We start from the raw sequence: 24,145 nt of genomic DNA, 5'->3' as shown, positions 1-24,145 counted from the left end.
CCAGGCCCGGAACCCCGAGTGCAGTCGCCGCTTCATTTAACGTGGGCCAGTTGTATGTCGTTTGAAAATTTGGGTTTGGTCGAGCCTTTGCTGCGTGCGGTGCACGAGGCGGGCTACCACACCCCCACCCCGATTCAGACGCAGGCCATCCCTGCGGTTTTGACTGGCGGGGATTTGCTCGCTGGCGCCCAGACAGGCACTGGCAAAACCGCTGGGTTCACCCTGCCCTTGCTGCACCAATTGGCCACCAAGCCTTTGCCCCCAGGGCGGCGCGTGGTGCGAGCCCTGATTTTGACGCCCACCCGCGAATTGGCTGCGCAGGTGGAAGAATCTGTTCGGGTGTATGGCAAATACCTGCCACTGAAATCCATGGTGATGTTCGGTGGCGTGGGCATGAATCCGCAAATTGACGCATTGCGCCGAGGGATCGATATCCTGGTGGCCACGCCGGGCCGCCTGCTCGATCACCACCAGCAAGGCACGCTGGACCTCAGCCACGTCGAGTTTTTCGTGCTGGACGAAGCCGACCGCATGTTGGACATGGGTTTCATCCACGATATCAAGCGTGTTCTGGGCATACTGCCGGCCAAAAAACAAAGCCTGTTGTTTTCTGCCACGTTTTCAGACGAGATCAAGGCGCTGGCTGAGCGTCTGCTGAATTCGCCGAAGGTCATCGAGGTTGCGCGCCGCAACGCCACCGCAGACACGGTCGCACAGCGGGTTCACCCGGTGGACCGCGAACGCAAAAAGGACCTGCTGGCCCACCTGATCCAGACGCAGAACTGGCACCAGGTGCTGGTGTTCACCCGCATGAAGCATGGCGCCAACCGCCTGGTCGAGTTCCTGGAGAAGCAAGGCATCACGGCCATGGCCATCCACGGCAACAAGAGCCAGAGCGCCCGCACCCGGGCACTGGCCGACTTCAAATCCGGCGACCTGCGGGTGCTGGTCGCCACAGACATCGCGGCGCGGGGCATCGACATCGATCAGTTGCCGCATGTGGTGAACTTCGAACTGCCCAACGTGCCCGAGGACTACGTGCACCGCATCGGCCGCACCGGTCGGGCCGGCGCGGAGGGCGAGGCGCTGTCGCTGGTCTGCATCGACGAGGAAGGCTTCCTGTCTGCCATTGAGAAGCTCATCAAGCGCCCCATTCCCCGCGAGGTGGTGCCTGGTTTCGAGCCGGATCCGGACGCACGCCCCGAGCCCATCCAACTGGGCCGACGCGTGCTGCATGGCGGTGCAGGCACAGGCGGACAGCGCCCCTCGTCTTCGCGCGGCGGCGGTCAGGGAAGTGGCGGTCGCTCAGGTGGTTCGGGTGGCGGTGGCAGCCGTCAAGGACAAGGTCAGGGGCAGCGACAGGACGAGCGCACCCGCCAGGCCCAGCCTTTCTCCAACGCCCCCCGTCGCGCACGCAGCGGCTGAGTCCCTCGGCAAGCACATGAAAAACCCGGCCTAGGCCGGGTTTTTTGCTACAGGCGGCGCAGGCTGTGCGAGCCCGCTCGCCTGACCCAAGATCACTTGGATGCGGCACTGGCAGCGGCAGCGGCCTTCTTGGCCTTCTTGTGGTGGTGCTTCTTGACAGCCTTCTTGGCCGGCGCCGAAGCAGCCACGGGGACCGAGGCTGCGGCAGGCGCATCGGCAGCGAAAGCGCCAACGGCGAACATCGAGGTCATCAGGGCGACGATCAGTTTTTTCATGGGGTTCTCTCCAAATGGGACGGGGGGTTGCCGTTGAAAGGATTGCACGCCGGGCCTGGATTCGCAAGCCCGTGTGCCAGCAACGCCAAAGCACAGGTTCCAGTTGACAACACCGCCGGGCTGTCAATTCACCGAGGTCACATGAAAAGCCCTTCCCTCAGCCATTTGGTGGCCACCCATTTCTCGCCTTGCGTGACGGGCGCGCCGCCATGCAGGGTTTTGGTCTGGGGCGTGGGCAAGGGGTAAGCAAAAAACACCGCCGATCCCGCCACAGCATGCACGGTGACGCCCGCATCGGGGAATGTGGTGGCACCGCCGGCCATGGGCGTGTTGAGGTACATCAGCAAGGTGCCCACGCGCTGCCCGCCACGCTGCAATATCGTCGGTGTGCCGACTTGAATCGGGTCGAAATAATCGTAGTGCGGGCGGTATTCGGCGCCTGGCGGATAGCGCAGTATCTGGATGCCTTCGCCGTTTTCCACAGGCCATCGCAGCAGGGCGGCAATGCGCGCTTCGATGCGCACGCACAACGCGCTCTCGCCGCGGGCAAAAAACATGCCCTGGCTCGTGCGTGCCGCGTTGACCTCGCTGCCGCCGGTGGCGTTGACCACGGTTTCCGATCGCGTCAGGCGGGGCTGGGCCTGCGCCATCAGCTCGGTGCACTCCTCGGGGGAGAGGAAATCGCGGAACACCACGATGCGCGGGTGCTGGATCTGCAGCAGCACGGTGACATCGCGGTCGTGGGCGCGGACCACGTTGGGCTGTCCTGCGGCGATGTCGGGCATGGGCTTGACCGCCAGCTTCACCGCGTCGGCGCGGCCCTGCAACACCCCTTCCATCGCGGCGAGTGCCACATCCTCTTCCCAGCCGCTGGCGCGCATGGCCGTCAACACGGACTGGGGGCTGTGGCCCGCTTCCGCCTGGGCGATGATCCAGGCGCGCAATTCGGGGGTGATGTCCTGGGTGCGCATGGCCGTCAGGCTGCCGGGCTCGATCGGCGGCGAAACACCAGGCGATCGGGTTCGGACGCCGCTGCGTCATGGGCGTAGCCTTCGGCGTCGAAGCTCAACAAGGCCTTGAGCGTCTTGGCGCGGTGCTGGATGGCGTGGCGGGCCATCAGGCCGCGGGCGCGCTTGGCGTGGAAGCTGATGATCTTCCACTGGCCGTTCTTCCAGTCTTCGAAGACGCACTCGACCACACGGGCCTTCAGGGCCTTGCGCTTGACGGACTTGAAGTACTCCTGCGAGGCCAGGTTGACGACGAGGTCGCTGCCTTGCTCGGCCAGGCGCTGGTTGAGGTGCTCGGCCAGGCGGTCGCCCCACCAGGCGTAGAGGTCCTTGCCGCGCGGGTTGGCCAGCTTGGTGCCCATCTCCAGGCGGTAGGGCTGCATCCAGTCCAGGGGCCGCAGGATGCCGTACAGGCCGCTGAGGATGCCGACGTGTTCTTGCGCCCAATCGAGGTCAGCCGGCTTCAGGCTGGCCGCGTCCAGGCCCTCATAGACATCGCCGTTGAAGGCCAGCACCGCCTGCTTGCTGTTGGTTGCCGTGAACTTCGGTTGCCACGCGGCGTAGCGGGCCACGTTGAGGGTGGACAGCGCGTCGCTGAGGTCCATGAGCAAGGCCAGTTGCGACGGCGTGTAGGGCTTGAGCACCTCGATGAGCGCGGCCGATTCGTCGGTGAACTGCGGCAGGGTGTGGCGGGTGGTTGTGGCGGGGGTGTCGTAGTCCAGGCTCTTGGCCGGAGACAGCAGGATCAGCATGGGCGCTCTCGGGAACGGTCAATCAGGATGCGGTGGTGCGGTGGTTCAAAGCGTCGGGCCGCCGACCTCACGCTGGCAGGCGCACGGCGCATCGGTTTGCAAGGCGTCGAGCACGCGCAGGACTTCGTCCGGGTTGCGCCCGACCAGCAGGCTGTTGGCGGACACGTGGCGGATGACGTTGTCAGGATCGACGATGAAGGTGGCGCGCAGGGCGATGCCGGTGGCGCGGTCGCGCACGCCGAGTTGATCGACCAAGGCGCCAGCCTCGTCGGCGAAGGCATGGTGGCCAGGCTGGTCCAGCGCGGGCGTCTCGCGGCGCCAGCCAAGCTTCGAATGCTCGTTGTCGGTGGAGCCCCCCAACAGCACGGCGTTGTGGTCTGAGAAGGCCTTGGCCAGGGCGGCGAAGGCCTCGACCTCGCTGCCGCAGACCGAGGTGAAATCCTTGGGGTAGAAATAGATCACCTTCCACTTGCCAGGGAAGCTGGTCTCGGTGATGTCCTCGAACGCCGACTGGCCGTGTTCCTCTGGGTGCTTGAAACCTGGCTTCACGCCCACAACTTGGAACGGTTCCAGCTTGTCACCAACGGTTTTCATCTGCGCCTCCGGGCCGGGGTTTCATCGACACCCCTTCATCATAGATGTCTGCCCCCTAGAATTCATCCCTCCACCGCACAAGCACCGCATTCGCGGTCCACGACCATGGCGCTCTACCGCATCCAGGACCAGTCTCCGACCGTCCACCCCACGGCCTATGTGGCTGAGTCGGCCGACGTCATCGGCAATGTGACGTTGGCCGAGAGCAGCAGCGTGTGGTCGCACGTGACCTTGCGCGGCGACAACGAGCCCATCGTGATCGGCGCCCGTTCGAACGTGCAGGAGTCTGCGGTGCTGCACACCGACATCGGCTTTCCGCTGACCATTGCCGAGGACGTGACCGTGGGCCACCAGGCCATGCTGCACGGCTGCACCGTGGGCGCGGGTGCGCTGATCGGCATCCAGGCCGTGGTGCTCAATGGCGCCGTGATCGGCAAGAACTGCCTGGTGGCGGCCGGTGCGCTGGTCACCGAAGGCAAGGTGTTCGAAGACGGCATGCTGATCATGGGATCGCCCGCGAAAGCCGTGCGCCCATTGAGCGACACCGACCTGGCCCGTATGCACATGGGCACGGCCCTGTACGTGGCCAAATCTGCGCAATACAAGACCGAGATGGTGCGCATCGACACCCCGAAAGAGTCCCCATGAGCGAACTGCACAAATTCCTGTTCGAAGGCATGCCGGTGCGCGGCGTGCTCGTGCGCCTGACCGACTCCTGGCAGGAACTGCTGCGCCGGCGCGCTGCTGCCGAGGGCTATGACGCTCCGGTGCGCCGCCTGCTCGGCGAGATGAGCGCTGCGGGCGTGCTGCTGCAGTCCAACATCAAGTTCAATGGCGCGGTGATTTTGCAGGTGTTCGGCGAAGGCCCCATCAAGCTGGCCGTCACCGAGGTGCAGCCGGACCTGAGCTTTCGCAGCACGGCCAAGGTGGTCGGTGAACTGCCGGCCAGCGACACCGGCCGGCTGCCGCTGGACGTGATGGTGAACGTCAACGGCCACGGCCGCTGCGCCATCACCCTGGACCCGAAAGACCGCCAACCCGGCCAGCAGCCCTACCAGGGCGTGGTGCCGCTCAATGCCGCAGACGGCGAAGTGCTGCAGGACCTGAGCGCGGTGCTGGAGCAGTACATGCGCCAGTCCGAGCAATTGGACGCCAAGCTCATCCTGGCGGCGAATGACGAGATCGCGGCGGGCCTGCTCATCCAGCGCATGCCCGTCGAGGGCGAAGCGAACCTGGCCGGCACCGACCGCGCGGCCGCGGCCGAGATGGACGTGGCCGAGCAGTACAACCGCATCGCCCACCTGGCCGCCACGCTGACGGCCGAGGAATTGCTGACGCTGGACGCGCCCACCATCCTGCACCGGCTGTTCTGGGAAGAGACGCTGCGCTACTTCGAGCCGGCCACCGGCGCATCCGGGCCGCAGTTTGCGTGCTCCTGCTCGCGTGAGCGCGTGGCGAGCATGCTGCGCAGCCTGGGCAAGGCCGAGATCGACAGCATCGTGGCCGAGCAAGGTCAGGTCGAGATCGGCTGTGACTTCTGCGGCGAGCGCTACCACTTCGACCCCATCGATGCGGCCGAGTTGTTCCGCGATGGCGCCGACGTGCCGCCGGGCTCGCAGCGGCTGCAGTGAAGCGTCCAGGGCTGCGCCAGCAAGGCGCACCAGTCGGAGTTGAGCGCTGCGTCGTGCGGGTCTGAACGCAGCACCAGTTCGCGCCCATCGGCAGGATGCTGCAAGCGCAGCTCGGTGGCATGCAGCCACAGGCGCTGCAGCCCCAGGTGCTGCGCCCACCAGCGGTTGTGTGCGCCTTTGCCATGGGTGGCGTCGCCGATGATGGGGTGGGCGATGTGCTTGAGGTGGCGGCGGATCTGGTGCCGCCGGCCTGTCTCAGGCTGGGCCTCGACCAGGGCGACGCGGGTGTGTGGGTAGCGGTCCACCGGGACGTCGAGCTGCCAGGTGGCCAGGCGGCGCAGGTGCGTGAGCGCATCTTGCGGCGGGGTGTCGGGCGGGGTGTCGTCAGGGCGCAAGGGATGGTCCACGCTGAGCGACGTGCCAGGCCAGCCGCGCACCATGGCCAGGTAGCGCTTGTGCACCTGCCGTTGCGCGAACTGCTGCGCCATCGCCCGCGCAGCCTCCGGGCTCAGGCCCATCAGCAGGACACCGGAGGTGCCTTTGTCGAGGCGGTGCACCGGGAAGACGTGCTGGCCGAGCTGATCACGCAGGGTCTGCACCACAAAGCGGGTTTCGCCCGCATCCAGGCCGGTGCGGTGGACCAGCCAGCCGGCCGGCTTGTGGATGGCCAGCCAGTCGCCTTCGCGCCAGAGCACGGTCAGCGCGGGCTGGGCGCCCACATCACGGTGCGCCACCACGGGCTTCAGCCGCCGTTGCGCAAACCGCGCGTCAGCCAATGTTGCTCGCAGCTCGCGTCGTCATCGCAATGGGTGCAGACCGCACGCCAGCGCGGGGTCGCGGCTGCCGGGCCTGCTCCAGCGCCTTCGGTGCTGCGGCGCACGCGCGCAGGTGCATCCAGCATGTGATCGACCATGGCCAGGGCGTGGCGCAGGCGCTGGTTGCCCTGCCCCGCCACGATGCCAAAAGGCTGTCCGGCCTCCATCAGGGCCTGGCGCACCAGCCGGTCCACCGGCTCGCGCACCTGCGGGCCATCGCGCTGCAGGCCATCAGCCACCCAGGCCAGGTCCAGCGAGGTCAAGAGTGTGAGCTCGCAGCGCGCGTGCTCGGCCATGGCCTCGGCATACAGGCTGCGGTCGTCGAACAGCAGGTCGCTGTACACCGCGGTCATCAGGGCGGTGGTGTCGGCCAGGACCAGGGTGTGGCGCTGGGCAGCCTCGCGGATGCGCCGGCTGTGCTCGGCGGCCAAAGCGGCTTGCTCGTCGGCCCGGGGCGTGCGGCCCTGGGTGTCGCAAAAGGCGCGCAAGGTCTCGGACACGACCACGGCATCGTGACCACGTGCCAACAAGGCGCGGAACAGGTCGTGTGCCAGCGTGGTCTTGCCGGTGCTCTCGGCGCCCACGAGCGCAACGATGCGCCCCTGACGCGGCAAGGTCGTCTTCATGTGAGGGCCTCTCGGCGGCGCGGGCGCGGCAAGTGCGCACGCGCCTCGGCCAACCAGGCGCGCCACCCCACCACCGATAGCAGCGCGAACAACGCGTACAGCCACACCGTCAGCCACAGCGCCTTGTGTGCGAACAGGGCCATGCTGACCAGGTTGACCGCCAGCCAGCAGGGCCAGTTGTCCACGTATTTGCGGCCCAACAGCCATTGCCCGATGAGGCTGCCGGTGGTGGGCAGGGCGTCCCAGTAAGGCACGTCAGAATCGGTGGCATGGGCCAGCAGCGTGCCCACGAGCGGCCACAGCACGGCCAGGCTCAAACAGGCCAGCCACACACCACGCGGGCCCAAGGAGCGCACCCGCAAGGGCTGGCCATCCGGCGCCGACTCTGCGACCGCGTCCCGCAGGGCGTCATGGCCGCTGCCGTCGCTCGTGCCCCGCAACCACTGCCACCAACCCCAGGCCGACATGGCCACGAACACCAGTTGAAGCGCCGCCTCGCCATACAAGCGGCTGCGCGCGAACAACAGGCCATACAACACGGAACTGACCATGGCCAGCGGCCAGCCGGCCGGATGCACGCGCAGGTTGAAGCCCACCATGGCCAGCGACAGCGTGCAGGCCGCCAGCTCCAGCCAGCTGAAAGGCACGCCCCAGGCCGTCCATACCGGCAGCAGCCAGGGGTCGACCCAGGCCAGGTGAGCGGCCAGTGCCTCCATGCTTGAGCTCAAGGGGTGGGTGCGGGAGACGAAGCCTGCGCAGCAGGCGGCCATGGCGCGGCGCTGGGCGAGGTCGGTGGCAAGGTCCGCGGCGCTGCCGGCTGAGATGTCAACTGCACGTAGATTTCGTCAGGCTTGACCATGCCAAGCTCGGTGCGGGCCTTTTCCTCGACCATCTCCAGGCCTTCTTGCAGGTCACGGACCTCGGCGGCCAGGCGCTCGTTGCGGGCCTGGGCCTGGGCATTGACCTTCTGCTGGGCTTCCACCTGGGCGCGCAGCGACATCACGCGCGGCAACCCGCCCTTGCCGAGCCACAGCTCGACCTGGACCGCCGCCAACAGCGCCACGATGATGAAAAAGGCCACACGCATGGCGGCATTATCCACGACGCGCGCCCATGGAAAAGGGGCCCGAAGGCCCCTTTGCTGGCGTCACAGCTGCGATCAGCGCAGGTTGTAGAACGCGCTGCGGCCGGGGTACACGGCCACGTTGCCCAGGTCCTCTTCGATGCGCAGCAGCTGGTTGTACTTGCTCATGCGGTCCGAGCGGCTCATGGAGCCGGTCTTGATCTGGCCGGCGTTCAGGCCCACGGCGATGTCGGCGATGGTGTTGTCTTCGGTTTCGCCCGAGCGGTGGCTGATGACGGCGGTGTAACCAGCGCGCTTGGCCATCTCGATGGCGGCGAAGGTCTCGGTCAGGGTGCCGATCTGGTTGATCTTGATGAGGATCGAGTTGGCGATGCCCTTGTCGATGCCTTCCTTCAGGATCTTGGTGTTGGTCACGAACAGGTCGTCACCCACCAGCTGCACCTTCTTGCCCAGGCGCTCGGTCAGGTGGGCCCAGCCGGCCCAGTCGCCTTCGTGCATGCCGTCTTCGATGCTGATGATCGGGTACTTGTCCACCCAGGTGGCCAGCATGTCGGTCCACTGCTCGGCCGTCAGCTCCAGGCCTTCGCCTTCGAGGTGGTACTTGCCGTCCTTGTAGAACTCGGAGGCCGCGCAGTCCAGGCCCAGGGCGATCTGCTCACCGGCCACGTAGCCCGCGGCTTCGATGGCTTGCAGGATCAGCTGGATGGCTTCTTCGTGGCTGGCCACGGAAGGCGCGAAACCACCTTCGTCGCCCACTGCCGTGCTGATGTGCTTGTCGTGCAGGATCTTCTTCAGCGCATGGAAGACCTCGGCGCCATAGCGCAGGGCTTCGCGGAAGGTCGGGGCGCCCACGGGCAGGATCATGAACTCCTGGATGTCCAGGTTGTTGTTGGCGTGCGCACCGCCGTTGATGACGTTCATCATCGGCACGGGCAGCTGCACCGCACCCATGCCGCCGAAGTAGCGGTACAGGGGCAGGCCGGCTTCTTCGGCAGCGGCGCGGGCCACGGCCATCGACACGGCCAGCATCGCGTTGGCGCCCAGGCGGCCCTTGTTGTCGGTGCCGTCGAGGTCGATCAGGGTCTTGTCCAGGAAGGCTTGCTCGGAAGCGTCCAGGCCCAGCACGGCTTCGGCGATTTCGGTGTTGATGTGCTCAACGGCCTTGAGAACGCCCTTGCCCAGGTAGCGGGACTTGTCGCCATCGCGCAGCTCGATGGCTTCGCGCGAACCCGTCGAAGCGCCAGACGGCACGGCAGCACGGCCCATGACGCCGCTTTCCAGCAGCACGTCGCATTCCACGGTGGGGTTGCCGCGGCTGTCGATCACTTCACGGCCGATGATGTCAACGATGGCGCTCATCTCAGGTTCCTCAGGAAGATTGAAAATTTGTGGATGTGGAAAAAAATAGCCCAGGGCGAATCTGCCAGTCGGCAGCAACGGGCCGCAACTTGACTCAGTTGAAATTCGACTCCAGGAAACCGTTCTTCTTGGTGACACGGTCAAGGGCCACCAGGGTTTCGAGCAAGGCTTTCATGTGCTTGAGGGGGACGGCGTTGGGGCCATCCGACAATGCACAGGCCGGATCGGGGTGCGTTTCCATGAAGAGGCCGGCCACGCCGACGGCCACGCCGGCACGCGCCAGCACGGGCACGAACTCGCGCTGACCGCCTGACGACGTGCCCTGCCCGCCCGGCAGCTGCACCGAGTGGGTCACGTCGAACACAACGGGGGCGTTGGTCTCGCGCATGATCGCCAGCGAGCGCATGTCCGAGACCAGGTTGTTGTAGCCGAAGCTGGCACCGCGTTCGCAGGCCATGAAGTTGTCTTCGTTCAAGCCTTTTTCGCGCGCGGCGGCACGGGCTTTGTCGATGACGTTCTTCATGTCGCCAGGCGCCAAGAACTGGCCCTTCTTGATGTTCACCGGCTTGCCGCACTGGGCGACCGCATGGATGAAATCGGTCTGGCGGCACAGGAAGGCAGGCGTCTGCAGCACATCGACCACGGCCGCCACGGCGGGGATCTCGGCCTCGGAGTGCACGTCCGTCAGGATGGGCACGTTCAGTTCGCGCTTGACCTTGGCCAGGATCTCCAGGCCCTTCTCCATGCCCGGGCCACGGAAGGACGTGCCGCTGGAGCGGTTGGCCTTGTCGTAGCTCGACTTGAAGATGAAGGGGATGCCGAGCGCCGAAGTGATTTCCTTCAGGTGCCCTGCCGTGTCCATCTGCAGCTGCTCGGACTCGACCACGCAGGGGCCGGCGATCAGGAAGAAAGGGTGGTCCAGGCCAACGTCAAATCCGCACAACTTCATGGCATCGGTCCTTCTTCAAACCTTCGGTTGCGTGGCCTGGTGGGCCAGCGCAGCCTGGATGTAGGCGGTGAACAGCGGGTGTCCGCCCCAGGGGGTGGACTTGAATTCCGGGTGGAACTGCACGCCCACGTACCAGGGGTGCACCGACTTGGGCAGCTCGACCATCTCGGTCAGCTTTTCGCGCTGGGTGATGGCCGAGATGACCAGGCCTGCGGCTTGCAGCTTGTCGAGGTAGCGCTCGTTGGCCTCGTAGCGGTGGCGGTGACGCTCGGTGACCACATCGCCGTAGATCTCGTGCGCGATGGTGCCGGGCTTCACATCGGAGCTTTGCGCGCCCAGGCGCATGGTGCCGCCCAGGTCGGAGGTCGCATCGCGCTTTTGCACGGTGCCATCGGCGTCCAGCCACTCGTCGATCAGGGCGATCACGGGGTGTGGGCCTTGGGGATCGAACTCCGTGGAGTTGGCGCCTTCGAGGCCGGCCTTGTGGCGTGCGTACTCGATGGTGGCCACCTGCATGCCAAGGCAGATGCCCAGGTAGGGGATGCCGTTTTCGCGGGCGAACTGGGCCGCGCAGATCTTGCCTTCCACGCCGCGCTTGCCGAAGCCGCCAGGCACCAGGATGGCATCGAACTGCGCCAGCTGGGAGACGGTCTCGGGCGTGAGCGTTTCGGAGTCCACGTACTCGATGCGCACGCGCGCATGGTTGTGGATGCCGGCGTGGCGCAGGGCCTCGTTGAGCGACTTGTACGAATCCGACAGGTCGGTGTACTTGCCGCACATGGCGATGGTGACGTCGCGCTTGGGGTTCTCGACCTCGAAGACCAGGTTGTCCCAGCGGGACAGGTCGGCCGGCCCGGTCTGCAGCTGCAGCTTGTTGCAGATGAGGTCGTCGAGGTGCTGCTCGTGCAGCATGCGCGGCACCTTGTAAATGGTGTCGGCATCCCAGACCGAGATCACGCCCGATTCCTGCACGTTGGTAAACAGCGAGATCTTTTCGCGCTCATCGGCAGGGATGGCGCGGTCAGCCCGGCACAGCAAGGCATCGGGCTGGATGCCGATTTCGCGCATCTTCTGCACGGTGTGCTGGGTGGGCTTGGTTTTCAGCTCGCCCGCGGCCGCGATGAAGGGCACGTAGGTCAGGTGCACGAAGGCCGTGTTGTTCGCGCCGCCGCGCAGGCTCATCTGACGCGCCGCTTCCATGAAGGGCAGCGATTCGATGTCGCCCACGGTGCCGCCGATTTCCACGATGGCCACGTCCACGGCCTCGGGCGTGCCGACGCCAGCGCCGCGGCGCACGAAGTCCTGGATTTCGTTGGTGATGTGCGGGATCACCTGGACGGTTTTGCCCAGGTAATCACCACGGCGCTCCTTTTCGAGCACGCTCTTGTAGATCTGGCCGGTCGTGAAATTGTTGGCCTTTTTCATGCGCGTCGTGATGAAGCGCTCGTAGTGGCCCAGATCGAGGTCGGTCTCAGCGCCGTCGTCGGTCACGAAGACCTCGCCGTGCTGGAACGGCGACATCGTGCCGGGATCCACGTTGATGTAGGGATCCAGCTTGATCAGTGTGACCTTGAGGCCGCGAGATTCAAGGATGGCGGCCAAAGACGCAGCGGCGATGCCCTTACCGAGGGAGGACACCACACCGCCGGTGACGAAGACAAACTTGGTCATTGCGCAGGGGCGATCGACAAACAGGATCGCTGCGGTGGTAAAGCGGCATTATAGGCGGAGTGCCGCGCGGCCCGCGGACATCGTTGCCTGCAGCACCGCCAGGGCCACTGTGCGCGGCGTATCATCGGCCGCTTCGCACCACCCTCGCAGGAGCTGTTTTGCTGTTTGTCCTCCGCGTCCTGCTGCTGGCCGCCCACTTCGTGATCGCCAGCGTGATCGGCCTGCTCATCGGCCTGTGCCGCCCCTTCAACCCCGACAACAGCCGCCTGTGCGCCCGGGTGTATTCGCTGCCGGCCTTGCGGATCATGGGCGTCCGCGTGAAGCTGGAAATCGGTGATTTGATCGAGCACGCCCGCCCCGCCGTGCTCGCGGCCAACCACCTCTCCAACCACGACCTGTTCGTCTTTGGCCGCGTGGTGCCCAGGCGCACGGTCAGCCTGGGCAAGAAGAGCCTGAAATGGATCCCGCTGTTCGGGCAACTGTACTGGCTGGCCGGCAATGTGCTGGTGGACCGCGGCAACGCCATCCAGGCCAAGAAGGCCATGCTCACCACCACCGACACCCTGCAGCACAAAGACATGTCGCTGTGGGTGTTCGTGGAGGGCACACGCAGCCATGGCAAAGGCCTGGGGCCCTTCAAGAAGGGCGCCTTCCAGATGGCCATCAACGCCCAGGTGCCCATCCTGCCGGTGTGCGCCAACAACTACACCCGCACGATGGACCTGAACCGCTGGCATGGCGGCACCGTCATCCTGCGGGCCTTGCCGCCCATCGCCACCACCGGGCTGACGCTGGACGACCTGCCCGCGCTGATGGCCACTTGCCACGCGCAGATGGCCGCTTGCATCGACGAACTCGACCTCGAGGCAGCCGCGCTGACTTGACTGGCGTGGTGCCGCTGCGGCACCGACACCTCAGCCGTTGGGCGCGTGGATCTTGCTCAGCGGGTTCATGGCCTGGGCCTGGGACGCCGCCGGCAGGTTGCCCGCATCGGCCTGCTCAGCTTGCCACACCGGGTCCGGGATGGAGTCAAACACCTGGCGCAGGCGCTGTCCCCAGGTGTTGCGGATCATGCGGAAGTAGGTGTCCGACTCGTCGATGTGGATGAGGCGCTCGACCTTCAAGGCGTTGGCCTCGTACACCAGCAAATCCAGTGGCAGGCCCACCGAGAGGTTGGACTTCAGCGTGGAGTCCATCGAGATCAGCGCGCACTTGGCGGCCTCTTCCAGCGGCGTGGTCGGCGTGATGACGCGGTCGATGACGGGCTTGCCGTACTTGGACTCGCCAATCTGGAAGTAGCAGACGCCGTCGATGCCCGCCTCGACGAAATTGCCCGCGGCATAGACATTGAACAGGCGCATCGTCTCGCCCTTGATCTGGCCGCCGACGATGAGGCTGCAGTTGAAGTCGATGCCGTGCTGCTTGAGCGCCTCGGCGTCGCGGGCGTGGACCTTGCGCACGGCGCTGCCCACGATGCGGGCCACATCGAACAGGCTTTTGGCCGTCCAGATCGTGCAGGGCTCACCGTCCGAGCCTTCGATGGTTTCGCTGCCCAGCAGTTGCTTGACCGCCTGGGTGATGGCCAGGTTGCCGGCCGACAGCACGACCAGGGTGCGGTCACCGGGCTGCTCGAACACCGTCATCTTGCGGAAGGTGCTGATCTGGTCCATGCCCGCGTTGGTGCGCGAGTCCGACAGGAAGACCAGGCCGGCGTTGAGGCGCATGGCGACGCAGTAGGTCATGATGAGATCACCGATTTGAGTTTGTACAGGGCGTCCAGCGCTTCGCGCGGCGTGAGGGTGTCGGGGTCGATGGCCACAAGCAGGTTCAGTGCCTGGGCCTCGGCGGGCGTCAGGGCGTCGGCGGCAGTCTGAGCGCCTGCCGGGAGTGAGGCCCGGGCGGCATCGGCCAAACCATCGAGGTCCAGCACCGCGCCGGCCGCGCTGCCATCGCCGCCCAACTCGGCAAAGAGGTCGATCTGCTGGTCGGACGCGCGCTGTTGCGACTCCAGAGACTCGAGTGTGGCACGCGCCTGACGGATCAGGGTGTGCGGCATGCCCGCCAGGCGCGCCACTTGCACGCCGTAGCTGCGGCTGGCCGGGCCGTGCTGCAGCTCGTGCAGGAAAACGATGTCGTCGCCCGATTCGGCCACCCCCACGTGCACGTTGAGCGCGCGCGGGTGCTTCTCTGGCAAGCGGGTCAGCTCGAAATAGTGCGTGGCGAACAGCGTGAAGGACTGGTTGCGGTCGTGCAGGTGCCCGGCAATGGCGCCGGCCAGGGCCAGGCCGTCGAAGGTCGAGGTGCCGCGGCCGATCTCGTCCATCAGCACCAGCGAGTGCTCGGTGGCGGTGTGCACGATGGCGGCGGCCTCGGTCATCTCCAGCATGAAGGTGGACTGGGCGTTGGCCAGGTCGTCGGCCGCGCCGATGCGGGTGTGGATGGCGTCCATCGGCCCCAGACGGCACGAGGCCGCCGGCACGTAGGAGCCCACGGCGGCCATCAGCGCGATCAGGGCCACCTGGCGCATGAAGGTCGATTTGCCGCCCATGTTGGGGCCCGTGACGATGAGCATGCGGCGCTTGGCGTCCAGGCGGCAGTCGTTGGGGATGAAGGCCGCGCCGGTGGTCTCCATCAGGCGGGCCTCGACCACGGGGTGTCGGCCCTTTTCGATGTCGATGCAGGGGTGCGAGACGAACTCCGGCCGCGTCCAGCGCAGCGTGGCGGCGCGCTCGGCCAGGGCGGCCAGGGCGTCCAGCGTGGACAGCGCCCGCGCCAGCGCGCCCAGGGTGCCGATGTGGGCCTGCAGGAAGTCGATGAGTTGCTCGAACAGGAACTTCTCGCGCGCCAGCGAGCGGTCTTGCGCCGACAGGGCCTTGTCTTCGAAGGCCTTGAGCTCGGGCGTGATGTAGCGCTCGGCGTTCTTCAGGGTCTGGCGGCGCTGGTAGTCCAACGGCACCTTGTCGGCGTGCGACTGCGTGACCTCAATGTAGAAGCCATGCACCTTGTTGAACTGCACGCGCAGGTTGGGGATGTTGGTGCGGGCGCGCTCGCGGGCTTCGAGGTCGAGCAGGAAGGCGTCGCAGTTCTGCGAGATGGCGCGCAGCTCGTCGAGGTCGGCATCGAAACCGGTGGCGATGACACCGCCGTCGCGCAACAGCACGGCGGGCGCCTCCATGAGCACGGCCTGCAGGCGCGCGGCCACGGCCGGATCGGGCGACAGGGCCGAGCGGACCTGCTGCAACAAACCGGGCGATGCGCCGTCTTCCTGCGCCAGATCGGGCACGCGGGCCAGCAAATCGGGCAGGCCCAGCAGCGTGTCGCGCAGGCCGGCCAACTCGCGCGGGCGCACCTGGCGCAAGGCCACGCGGGCGTTGATGCGCTCGACATCGCTCATCTGGCGCAAGGCCTCGCGGATGGCGTCGAAGCCCTGGGCGTGGGTGGGTGGCGCCAGCAGGGTGGCCACCGCGTCGTGGCGGGCGCGGGCCACGCTGCGATCGCGCAGAGGCTGCGTCAGCCATTGGCGCAAGGCGCGGCTGCCCATGCCGGTGCGGCAGGTGTCCAGCAGGGAGAGCAGCGTGGGCGCGTCCTCGCCACGCAGGGTCTGCACCAACTCCAGGTTGCGCAGGGTGGATGGCGGCACATCGAGCAGCTCCGACACCCGCGGCACCTCCATCGAGGCCACGTGCGCCAGCGCCCTGCCCTGCGTGTGCTCGGCGTAGCTCAGCAACGCGGCGGCGGCGGCATGCGCCAGGGGCATCTCCTGGGCGCCCCAGCTTTGCAGGTGCTGCACTTGCAACTGCTCGCACAGCTTGCGCAGGCCCAGACCGGCATCGAACTGCCAGGTCGGGCGGCTGGTCAGGGCCACGCCGCGCGGGCCGCCTCCGGATGCCGAGCCGGCATTGAGCAAAGGCAGCAAGGCGGGCGGCACGCGCTCGCGGTCGTAAAGGATTTCAGCGGGCTGCAAGCGGGCCAGCCAGCCCACCAGCTCGCGCGCGGTGCATTCGGTCAGCCCCAGCTTGCCGCTGGACAGGCCCACCCAGGCCAGGGCGCAGGGCGTGGTGTCGGAGGGCTTGTCCTTGCCACGTTCCTTGCCCATGACGACGGCCAGCAGCAGCGCATCGGCGCGCTCGGACAGCAACTCGGTGTCGATCAGCGTGCCGGGCGTCACCACCCGCACCACCTTGCGCGCCACCGGGCCCTTGCTGGCACCCACCTCGCCGACCTGCTCGCAAATCGCCACCGACTCGCCCAGGCGGATCAGCTTGGCCAGGTAGGTCTCGACGGCGTTCACCGGCACACCGGCCATCACCACCGGCTCGCCACCCGACTGCCCGCGCACCGTCAAGGTGATGTCGATGAGGCGGTTGGCCTTGCGCGCGTCGTCGTAGAAAACCTCGTAGAAATCGCCCATGCGGTAGAACACGAGGGTGTCCGGGAACTCGCTTTTGATGCGCAGGTACTGCTGCATCATGGGCGTGTGGCCTGAGTAATCGGCCGTGGCGCTGGAGGGTGTGGGGGTGCTGGGCGTGTCCATGGGAGGGGGCATGGCTGTCGGGCGCCTGAGTCTTGCAGGCGCGCATGGAGATGCAAGTCGCCCCACAGAGCAGAGGCGGCATCTCAGGGCCGTGAGTGTATGCGCTTTGCCCAAGCGCCCTGCCCCCGGACTTTCGAGGCGCCCATGAAAAAAGCCGACCCCTGCGAGTCGGCTTGTTTTGGGCCTGAAACAGGCCGCGCTGCGTTCCGAACCCTCAGATCACCGAAGGCTCAGGATGCGTCAGACGCTGGCGATCAGTAACCGCCACGGCCACCGCCGTAGCCGCCGCCGCTGCCGTAGCCGCCACGCGAGCCGCCGCCACCGAAACCACCGCTCGGACGGTCTTCCTTGGGACGGGCCAGGTTGACGGTCAGGTCACGGCCTTCCAGTTGTTGACCGTGCAGGGCACGGATGGCAGCTTGCGCTTCTTCGGCGGTGCCCATTTCCACGAAGCCGAAGCCCTTGGAGCGGCCGCTGTCACGGTCCATCATGACCTTGGCGGATTGGACCGAACCGAATTCGGAGAAGGCGTGCTGCAGGCTTTCGTCGCGCACGGAGTAGGCCAGGTTGCCAACGTACAGTTTGTTGTTCATGGTGTGTCTTTCAAAAATGAAAAGGGATATTGAGCGGGTGCTCAGCGGAATTTGCGACGCATGGGTGCAGGTGCACCACCAGCGCGCGGTTCGAGGTGGCGGAAGGTGATGCGGCCTTTGCTCAAGTCATACGGCGAGAGCTCCAGCGACACCTTGTCGCCCGCCAGGATGCGGATGCGGTTTTTGCGCATCTTGCCGCCCGAATAGGCGACAAGGGTGTGACCGTTTTCGAGGGTCACGCGGAAGCGGGCATCGGGCAGAACTTCGTCCACCTGGCCACGCATTTCGATGAGGTCTTCCTTGGACACAGGTCTCCTAAGGTGAGGAAGATGGCTGCGCGGCGATCAGGCCGAACAGTTGGACTGACGCACGAAGCGGCGACCCTGGTCCGCGGCATAGCGGATGGCCTCGTCGTGGTTGGGAAAGCAAGGGATGAAGCGGAAGACCCGGTCATGGGTCCCGCGGCCGCGTCCACTGCGGATGGAAATCGAGGCAGCGTACTGGCCCGATTCATTGAGTTTGGCGAACGGTGACAGGCAGAACTTGTCGACCGAAAACGAGGAGGCAGGGAAAGGATTCAAAAGATTCACTGAGGGCCGCAAGGCCTGGGGGAGAATCCGCACGGCACGGAGTGCATCGAACGGAGAAGCTTGCCTGGGAAACAACCCGGTGCCGGTTCGCGGCGGAGGTCAGGTGCCTTGGGTGGCACGTTCAGCGGACTCAACCCGGAACTGTGTGTCAGGATTGGCGCTGGCGTTTCAAGCTCAGGCAGATGGCGCTGAGCAGGCAAGCAGCCTGCAGCGCTGCTCCGCACTCTAACAGCATCTTGTGAAATGTGCACACTTATTTTTGCCGCAGCGCGAAATGGCGCCTGAAACGCACAGTGTGACCGGTGGCGACAAGTGCAAAGGTGCGGCGCTAAAGTCGCAGGCAGAGCTTCACACCCCCCCACACACAACCGCGTCTCACACACGACCATGCACACGCCCTGCATACCCCGGACTTCGCCCACCGCACGCCCCTGGCAACGTGCCGCAGCGACACTGACCGCCGCGACCCTGAGCTCGGCGCTGCTCAGCGCCTGCGGCAGCACCGTCGTCAACCCGGTGACCGGTGAGGCCGAGCGCTCGGTGATGGACGAACCCGCCGAGATCACCCAAGGCCAGAAAGCCCACCAGCAGGTGCTCAAGGAGCAGCGCGCCTACGCCAACCCGAAGGTACAGGCCTACGTCAACACGCTGGGCCAGAAACTCGCGGCGCAGTCGCACCGCGCCAACCTGGCGTGGACCTTCACCGTGCTGGACAGCCCCGAGGTCAATGCCTTCGCCCTGCCCGGCGGCTACGTGTACGTGACCCGCGGCATCATGGCCTACCTCGACAGCGAAGCCGAACTGGCCGGCGTGATGGGCCACGAGATCGGCCACGTCACCGCGCGCCATGGCGCGCAGCGCGCGACACGCCAGCAAAACGCCGGGCTGGGCGTGCTGGCAGCCACGGTGCTGGGCGTGGTGCTGGAGGGTGCCGGCGTGCGCGGCGCCACCGACCTCGCGGGGCAGGTCTCGCAGACCGCCGCGGCGGGCTACGTCGCGTCGTACAGCCGCGAGCAGGAGACGCAAGCCGATGAGCTTGGCGCGGAGTACCTGGCGCGCAACCGCTATGACCCGCGCAACATGGTGGACGTCATCCAGGTGCTCAAAAGTCAGGAGCAGTTCGCAGCCGACACCGCCCGCGCCGAGGGCCGCCAGGCGCCATCGGGCAACAACTGGCTGGCGTCCCACCCCAGCAACGCGCAACGCCTGGCGGACATCCGCACCATCGCGCTGCAATACCAGACACCGCCAACGCGCTACGACGACGATGGCCGCGCGCGCTATCTGCAGACGGTCGAGGGCATGGTGTTTGGCGACAGCCGCGAGGAAGGCGTGGTGCGCGGCCCGCAATTCGTGCACGAAGGCCTGGGCATGGCCCTGACCGCGCCTTCGGGCTGGCGGGTGCGCAATGGCAGCGATGCCATCACCCTCGTCAATGCCGCGGGCGACGCCGGCCTGGTCGTGACCGTGCTGCCGCCCAGCGCCCAGGGCTCGCACGAAGACCTGCTGCGCCAGCTGCTCAAGGCCAACCAGAACCGCGTGGAAGGCAACCTGGACAAGCGCAGCCTGCACGGTCTGCCGGCCACGCATTTCGATGGCGTGGTGCGCAACGCGCAGGGTGCGGCGACGGCTGTCCATCTCACGCTGGTCGATGGGCCGCTGTCGCGCAGGTACCTGATGCGGCATCTGGGCCGTGACGCTGCCGCCTTGCAAAGGGCCGACGCGCCGCTGCGCGAAGCCGAGGCCTCGTTCCGCGCCATCACGCCGGCCGACCGCGAGGCCGCCAGGCCCTGGGTGATCAAGGCCGTGCCCTTCCCCAAGGGCGGCTTTGCGGAACTCGCGCGCAGCTCGGTCCTGGCGGCCTTCATGCCGGCAGCACAGGCTGAGGGACAGCTGCGCCTGATGAACAGCGCCTATGGCCAGGACGGCACCGATGGCGCAGGTCACATCGCCGAACCCAAGGTGGGGCAGATGGTCAAGACGATCGGGCGCTGACGCCTCCCCGGCCACCGCCAGGATCGCAAGAGTCGGGAGGACGAGGCCACACGATCGGGCTAGAGTGGGTGCCATGCCCGCCCGATTGCCCTCCGCCCCGCAGCCCACCGTGGCCACAACCGCGCACCCCTCGGCGCAAACTCCGGCGCACCGCCACACCTCGCTCGTGGCGGCGCTGTGTCGGCACATCGAGGCCGCTGAGCAGCCACCCTCGCTGAACGCGCTGGCCGCGCAGGCGCAGATGAGCCCGCACCACCTGCACCGCATCTTCAAGGCGGTCACCGGCATCACGCCCAAGGCCTATGCCGATGCCCACCGCGCCCACAAGGTGCGCGAAGCCCTGGGCGCCGGTCAGCGCATCACCGATGCCTTGCACGAAGCGGGCTTCCAGGCGCCCAGCCGCTTCTACGAAGGCGCCCGCCAGCGCCTGGGCATGACGCCCTCGGCCTTCCGTGGCGGCGGCAAAGACACGGTCGTCCACTTCGCCGTGGCGCAGTGCTCGTTGGGCGCGGTGCTGGTCGCAGCCAGCGCCTTGGGCGTGTGCGCCATCTCGCTGGGTGACGATGCCGGCGTCCTCACCCGCGAGTTGCAGGACCGCTTCCCGCAGGCCGAGCTCATCGGTGCCGACACCGACTTCGAACGCCTGGTGGCCCAGGTGATCGGGCTGGTGGAGATGCCCACGCAGTCGCACAGCCTGCCACTGGACGTGCGCGGCACGGCCTTTCAGCAGCGCGTGTGGCAGGCGCTGCGCGACATCCCGCCCGGGCAGACCGTGAGCTACACCGAGCTGGCCGAACGCATCGGCTCGCCCACATCGGTGCGGGCTGTGGCGCGAGCCTGTGCCTCGAACACCCTGGCCGTGGCCATCCCCTGCCACCGCGTGGTGCGGCTCAATGGCGACCTGTCGGGCTACCGGTGGGGCGTGGCGCGCAAGCAGGCGCTGCTGGTGCGGGAGGCCGACCCGGCGGCACCGATGGCATCCCTCGCATCGCTCACGCCCCCAGCAGACACCCCGCGCCCATGACAAGGGCCACGCCAGGCAAGCCGCCATGCGGCGCACAAACCACCCTGCGTCAGCACTTGCGCCACCCCATCAGCCTGCCTGCGAACTTCCGCCGTGACGACGTGCTGGCCTTCCACGGGCGCGACCCGCACGCCCTGGCCGAACGGGTCACGGCGTCGCGGCTGGACAAGGGCCTGGTCTGGCAAGGCGCGCCCGCGCTGCTCAGTCTGAGCTTCCAGGACGACGCCGTGCACGCCGAACTCGCCGTGGATTCAGATTTGGATGCCGGCTTGGGTGCCTGCTTGGGTGCGGATGTCGATCAGCCGCGCTTCGAGGCCATGGTGCGTCGCATGCTGGGCCTGGACCAGGACGTCGAAGGCTTCGAACGTGCGCACCGGCATCACCCTGAATTCGGCCCCGTGCTGGCGCGCCAAAGCGGCCTGCGCGTACCGGTCACGGCCTCGCCTTTCGAAGCCCTGAGCTGGGCCATCACCGGGCAGCAGATCAGTGTGCAGGCCGCCGTGGCCATCCGCCGCCGCATGATCGAGGCCTGCGGTGTCCGCCACAGCAGCGGCATCCTGTGTCACCCGCAGGCCGCGCAACTGCTGGCCCTGGGCGAGGCGGGTCTGCGCACAGCGGGCTTCACCGCCAGCAAGGCACGCACCTTGTTGTCGGTGTCGGAAGCGGTGCACAGCGGCACGCTGCGGCTGGGCGAAGGGCTCGGCGGCTGGCTGGGTGGCGATCAGAACAAGGAACAAGACAAGACCCTGCGCGCTGGGCCCAGCGACATCGCCGCCCAACTGCTGGCCATCCAAGGCATCGGCCCCTGGACGGTGAGCTACGCCCTGATGCGCGGCTTCGGCTGGCTGGACGGCTCCCTGCATGGCGACGTGGCCGTGCGGCGGGCGCTGGGGGCTTTGCTCAAGCCGAACGCTGCCTCGGCCAAACCGCCTTCACCGCGTTTTCAGCCTCTGCAGCCTGTGCCATCCCCGACGGTCACTCCGCAGGTGGCCGAAGCCTGGCTGGCGCCCCTGTCGCCCTGGCGCGCCCTGGCCGCGGCCCACCTCTGGGCCTCGCTGTCCGTGGCCGCTTGAGGCGCATCACCCGGCCAAGCCAGGGGCACTGGCATGTGCACTGGCATGTGCAGCGCCCTGTGCACGGGCCTGGGCCTCGTACCAGGGCAAGCACTGCGGGTTGGCCATCGCATCCCGGTTGACCACGCGCTCCAGCGGCTGGCCCAGAAAGAGCTTTTTGATCGGCACCTCCTGCTTCTTGCCCGACAGCGTGCGCGGGATCTCCTCCGCCTGCAGCGTCACGTCCGGCACGAAGCGCGGCGACAGCGTCTGCTGGATGGCGCCGTGGATGCGCGCCTGCAGCGCCTGGTCCAGCGCCAGGCCGGGGCGCAGCACCACGAACATCACCATGCGGCTGTCGCGCCCCAGGTACTCCAGGTCGATGACCAGGCTGTCGAGCACCTCGGGCAAGGCCTCCACGGCGTTGTAGATCTCGCTGGTGCCCATGCGCAGGCCATGGCGGTTGATGGTGGCGTCGCTGCGGCCGTAGATGATGCAGCTCTCGTCGTCGTGCACCTTCAGCCAGTCACCGTGGCGCCAGACGCCGGGGTAGGTGTCGAAGTAGCTCGACAGGTAGCGCGCATGGCCCTCGTCGCCCCAGAAATACAAGGGCATGGACGGCAGCGGCTGGGTACAAACGAGTTCGCCCACCTCGTTGTCAACCGCCTGGCCCTCGGCATTCCAGGCCGCCACCGCACAGCCCAGCAGGCGGCACTGCATGCGCCCGGGCTGCAACGGCAGCTCGCGGTGGCCGCCCACGAACGCACCGCAGAAATCGGTGCCCCCCGAAATGTTATTCCACCAGATGTCGGGTGTGCCCAGGGCCTCGAACTGCGCCGTGCCCCAGCGCTGCACGTCCTCGGCCAACGGTGAGCCGGTGGAGCCCAGCGCCCTGACCCAGCCGAGGTCACCGCATTGCGACAGGTCCACGCCCGCCTTCATGCAGTTGGCATAGAAAGCCGCGCCCGCACCGAAATAGGTGACGCGGTGGCGCGCCGCGAAGCGCCACAGCACCGTCCAGTCGGGCTGTACCTTGCTGCCGCCCGGGCTGCCATCGAAGATCACCACGGTGGCGCCATCGCACAGCCCCGAGACCTGCGAATTCCACATCACCCAGCCGGTCGAGCTGTACCAGTGGAAGCGCTCGCCGAAGCTGTTGGGCAGGTAACTCGCGCCCACATCGCCGAGCTTGCGGCCCGCCGCACCCATCATCAAGATGCCACCGTGCCCGTGGACCAGGGGCTTGGGCAGGCCGGTGGTGCCGCTGGAATAAACCACCCACAGCGGGTGATCGAAGGGCAGCCAATCGGGCTCGAAGGCTGCCACGGCCGCGTCGTCGCGGGCGGTGGCCTGGGCAAAATCCGCATCGGCCGGCACCTGGCGGCTGGCAAACGGGGTGCGCAGCACGATGAGCTTGTCCGCGCTGGGCAGGCTGTCGCGCAGGCCGGCCACCACCTCGCTGCGGTCCAGGCGCTTGCCCGCGTAGTGCACGCCATCCGCCGCGATCAAGAGCTTGGGCGCGATCTGCGTGAAGCGGTCGGTCACAGCCTGCACGCCCATGTCGGGCGCACAGACGCTCCAGATGGCGCCCACGCTGGCGCAGGCCAGGAAGGCCACGATGGCTTCGGGCACGTTGGGCAGGTAAGCGGCCACGCGGTCACCGCCTTGCACGCCCATCTCGCGCAGGGTCAGGGCCAGCGAGGCCACCTGGCGACGCAGCTCGGGCCACGACACCTCGCGCACCTCGCCCAGTTCGTTCTCGCTGACGATGGCAGGCACGCCCGCCGCATGGGCCGCGTCCACGTGCCGCAACACGCGTTGGGCGTAGTTCACCTGCGCACCTTCGAACCACCGCGTGCCGGGCATGGGGTCGGCGCTGCGCACCGCCGTGTGGGGCGTGGGCGAGCGCATGCCGTCGTAGTCCCACAGGCTCTGCCAGAAGGCGTCGGGCTCGTCCACCGACCAGCGCCACAGCGCGCGGTAATCGGCAAACCGCAGACCGCGGGTCTGGTGCAACCAGTCCTGGTACAGGCGGACGATCGGGACGTAGGGCGGGCGGACAGCACTCATGGGACGAACGTCAAGGCACACGGAGTGGCCATCATCCCTGGCGTGACATCGGCTGACAACGGGGGCTGGCCCTGTGTCGCGAAATGTCACAATGCGGGC

At 67.1% G+C, this 24,145-nt stretch carries 24 protein-coding genes; 7 read left to right on the top strand and 17 right to left on the bottom strand.

The genetic code is table 11. The features are described 5' to 3' along the window. Positions 1 to 54: 54 nt before the first annotated feature. Positions 55 to 1,425: a DEAD/DEAH box helicase gene (locus tag EV672_RS12100; protein WP_133609517.1), complete on the top strand. Its 1,371-nt coding sequence runs from the start codon at positions 55 to 57 to the stop codon at positions 1,423 to 1,425. 92 nt (positions 1,426 to 1,517) lie between these two features. On the opposite strand, the gene EV672_RS12095 is transcribed toward EV672_RS12100, so the two are convergent. The 4 genes from EV672_RS12095 to EV672_RS12080 form a co-directional block, all read right to left on the bottom strand. After that, positions 1,518 to 1,700 (bottom strand): hypothetical protein, encoded by a 183-nt coding sequence (locus EV672_RS12095; protein WP_133609515.1) that lies wholly within the window; start codon positions 1,698 to 1,700, stop codon positions 1,518 to 1,520. Positions 1,701 to 1,837: 137 nt separating this feature from the next. Beyond that, positions 1,838 to 2,671, bottom strand: a complete 834-nt coding sequence (locus tag EV672_RS12090; RefSeq protein ID WP_133609513.1) for a 2OG-Fe(II) oxygenase — start codon at positions 2,669 to 2,671, stop codon at positions 1,838 to 1,840. A 5-nt stretch (positions 2,672 to 2,676) separates the two neighbouring features. Beyond that, positions 2,677 to 3,459: a peroxide stress protein YaaA gene (yaaA, locus tag EV672_RS12085; RefSeq protein WP_133609511.1), complete on the bottom strand. Its 783-nt coding sequence runs from the start codon at positions 3,457 to 3,459 to the stop codon at positions 2,677 to 2,679. A 45-nt stretch (positions 3,460 to 3,504) separates the two neighbouring features. Further along, the gene (locus EV672_RS12080; protein ID WP_133609509.1) at positions 3,505 to 4,053 is read right to left on the bottom strand and encodes a redoxin domain-containing protein; all 549 of its coding nucleotides are present in this window, start codon (positions 4,051 to 4,053) and stop codon (positions 3,505 to 3,507) included. Between the two features lie 105 nt (positions 4,054 to 4,158). Here EV672_RS12080 and EV672_RS12075 point away from each other — a divergent pair, with 105 nt between their 5' ends. Both EV672_RS12075 and hslO read left to right on the top strand, forming a co-directional pair. Continuing rightward, positions 4,159 to 4,701: a gamma carbonic anhydrase family protein gene (locus tag EV672_RS12075; RefSeq protein ID WP_133609507.1), complete on the top strand. Its 543-nt coding sequence runs from the start codon at positions 4,159 to 4,161 to the stop codon at positions 4,699 to 4,701. After that, complete coding sequence (gene hslO, locus EV672_RS12070; protein WP_133609505.1) at positions 4,698 to 5,684, top strand: Hsp33 family molecular chaperone HslO; 987 nt, start codon at positions 4,698 to 4,700, stop codon at positions 5,682 to 5,684. Before EV672_RS12075 ends, hslO begins: the two co-directional genes overlap by 4 nt. On the opposite strand, the gene EV672_RS12065 is transcribed toward hslO, so the two are convergent. The 7 genes from EV672_RS12065 to pyrG all read right to left on the bottom strand — a co-directional run bounded on the left by EV672_RS12065 (position 5,603) and on the right by pyrG (position 12,188). Further along, a complete protein-coding gene (locus EV672_RS12065) occupies positions 5,603 to 6,418 on the bottom strand; it encodes a pseudouridine synthase (RefSeq protein WP_243738658.1) in 816 nt (271 codons plus the stop codon). The genes hslO and EV672_RS12065 overlap by 82 nt on opposite strands. Positions 6,419 to 6,426: 8 nt before the next feature. Next, the gene (locus EV672_RS12060; RefSeq protein ID WP_133609503.1) at positions 6,427 to 7,125 is read right to left on the bottom strand and encodes an AAA family ATPase; all 699 of its coding nucleotides are present in this window, start codon (positions 7,123 to 7,125) and stop codon (positions 6,427 to 6,429) included. Then, positions 7,122 to 7,853: a nicotinamide riboside transporter PnuC gene (gene pnuC / locus EV672_RS12055; RefSeq protein WP_243738657.1), complete on the bottom strand. Its 732-nt coding sequence runs from the start codon at positions 7,851 to 7,853 to the stop codon at positions 7,122 to 7,124. The genes EV672_RS12060 and pnuC overlap by 4 nt, the downstream gene beginning before the upstream one ends. Beyond that, positions 7,850 to 8,212 carry a cell division protein FtsB gene (ftsB, locus tag EV672_RS12050; protein WP_133609501.1) on the bottom strand — a complete coding sequence of 121 codons (363 nt, stop codon included), beginning with the start codon at positions 8,210 to 8,212 and terminating at the stop codon, positions 7,850 to 7,852. The genes pnuC and ftsB overlap by 4 nt, the downstream gene beginning before the upstream one ends. Positions 8,213 to 8,284: 72 nt before the next feature. Beyond that, positions 8,285 to 9,568, bottom strand: coding sequence for a phosphopyruvate hydratase (gene eno, locus EV672_RS12045; protein WP_133609499.1), 1,284 nt, complete (start codon positions 9,566 to 9,568; stop codon positions 8,285 to 8,287). Positions 9,569 to 9,662: 94 nt separating this feature from the next. Further along, positions 9,663 to 10,517 carry a 3-deoxy-8-phosphooctulonate synthase gene (kdsA, locus tag EV672_RS12040; protein ID WP_133609497.1) on the bottom strand — a complete coding sequence of 285 codons (855 nt, stop codon included), beginning with the start codon at positions 10,515 to 10,517 and terminating at the stop codon, positions 9,663 to 9,665. Positions 10,518 to 10,532: 15 nt separating this feature from the next. Next, positions 10,533 to 12,188: a CTP synthase gene (gene pyrG, locus EV672_RS12035; RefSeq protein ID WP_133609495.1), complete on the bottom strand. Its 1,656-nt coding sequence runs from the start codon at positions 12,186 to 12,188 to the stop codon at positions 10,533 to 10,535. 158 nt (positions 12,189 to 12,346) lie between these two features. Here pyrG and EV672_RS12030 point away from each other — a divergent pair, with 158 nt between their 5' ends. Beyond that, positions 12,347 to 13,072 carry a lysophospholipid acyltransferase family protein gene (locus EV672_RS12030; protein ID WP_133609493.1) on the top strand — a complete coding sequence of 242 codons (726 nt, stop codon included), beginning with the start codon at positions 12,347 to 12,349 and terminating at the stop codon, positions 13,070 to 13,072. Positions 13,073 to 13,102: 30 nt separating this feature from the next. Here the strand turns inward: EV672_RS12030 and EV672_RS12025 are convergent, their stop codons facing one another. From EV672_RS12025 to EV672_RS12005, 5 genes are all read right to left on the bottom strand, one after another. After that, the gene (locus EV672_RS12025) at positions 13,103 to 13,930 is read right to left on the bottom strand and encodes a proteasome-type protease (protein ID WP_243738656.1); all 828 of its coding nucleotides are present in this window, start codon (positions 13,928 to 13,930) and stop codon (positions 13,103 to 13,105) included. After that, positions 13,927 to 16,734 (bottom strand): DNA mismatch repair protein MutS, encoded by a 2,808-nt coding sequence (gene mutS / locus EV672_RS12020; RefSeq protein WP_424923150.1) that lies wholly within the window; start codon positions 16,732 to 16,734, stop codon positions 13,927 to 13,929. The genes EV672_RS12025 and mutS overlap by 4 nt, the downstream gene beginning before the upstream one ends. Before the next feature lie 242 nt (positions 16,735 to 16,976). Continuing rightward, positions 16,977 to 17,315 carry an RNA-binding regulator gene (gene rbp / locus EV672_RS12015; protein ID WP_133609491.1) on the bottom strand — a complete coding sequence of 113 codons (339 nt, stop codon included), beginning with the start codon at positions 17,313 to 17,315 and terminating at the stop codon, positions 16,977 to 16,979. A 41-nt stretch (positions 17,316 to 17,356) separates the two neighbouring features. Beyond that, complete coding sequence (gene infA, locus EV672_RS12010; RefSeq protein ID WP_133609489.1) at positions 17,357 to 17,623, bottom strand: translation initiation factor IF-1; 267 nt, start codon at positions 17,621 to 17,623, stop codon at positions 17,357 to 17,359. A gap of 36 nt (positions 17,624 to 17,659) precedes the next feature. Continuing rightward, positions 17,660 to 17,938: a DUF6566 family protein gene (locus EV672_RS12005; protein ID WP_243738655.1), complete on the bottom strand. Its 279-nt coding sequence runs from the start codon at positions 17,936 to 17,938 to the stop codon at positions 17,660 to 17,662. Positions 17,939 to 18,292: 354 nt separating this feature from the next. On the opposite strand from EV672_RS12005, the gene EV672_RS12000 reads away from it, so the two are divergent. Genes EV672_RS12000 through EV672_RS11990 form a run of 3 tightly spaced genes read left to right on the top strand, consistent with a single transcriptional unit; the run spans position 18,293 to position 21,997 of the window. Beyond that, a complete protein-coding gene (locus EV672_RS12000; protein WP_133609487.1) occupies positions 18,293 to 19,900 on the top strand; it encodes a M48 family metalloprotease in 1,608 nt (535 codons plus the stop codon). Continuing rightward, positions 19,821 to 20,924, top strand: a complete 1,104-nt coding sequence (gene ada, locus EV672_RS11995; RefSeq protein ID WP_133609485.1) for a bifunctional DNA-binding transcriptional regulator/O6-methylguanine-DNA methyltransferase Ada — start codon at positions 19,821 to 19,823, stop codon at positions 20,922 to 20,924. The genes EV672_RS12000 and ada overlap by 80 nt, the downstream gene beginning before the upstream one ends. Then, positions 20,921 to 21,997 carry a DNA-3-methyladenine glycosylase family protein gene (locus tag EV672_RS11990; protein ID WP_133609483.1) on the top strand — a complete coding sequence of 359 codons (1,077 nt, stop codon included), beginning with the start codon at positions 20,921 to 20,923 and terminating at the stop codon, positions 21,995 to 21,997. The genes ada and EV672_RS11990 overlap by 4 nt, the downstream gene beginning before the upstream one ends. Before the next feature lie 6 nt (positions 21,998 to 22,003). On the opposite strand, the gene EV672_RS11985 is transcribed toward EV672_RS11990, so the two are convergent. After that, on the bottom strand, positions 22,004 to 24,046 hold the full coding sequence (locus tag EV672_RS11985; protein WP_133609482.1) for an acetoacetate--CoA ligase: 2,043 nt from the start codon (positions 24,044 to 24,046) through the stop codon (positions 22,004 to 22,006). Positions 24,047 to 24,145 lie beyond the last annotated feature (99 nt).

The organism is Aquabacterium commune (genome assembly GCF_004362855.1).
GTDB lineage: Bacteria > Pseudomonadota > Gammaproteobacteria > Burkholderiales > Burkholderiaceae_C > Aquabacterium > Aquabacterium commune.
Note: the sequence above shows the minus strand (reverse complement) of the source record. Positions and strands in the feature narration are given on the sequence as shown.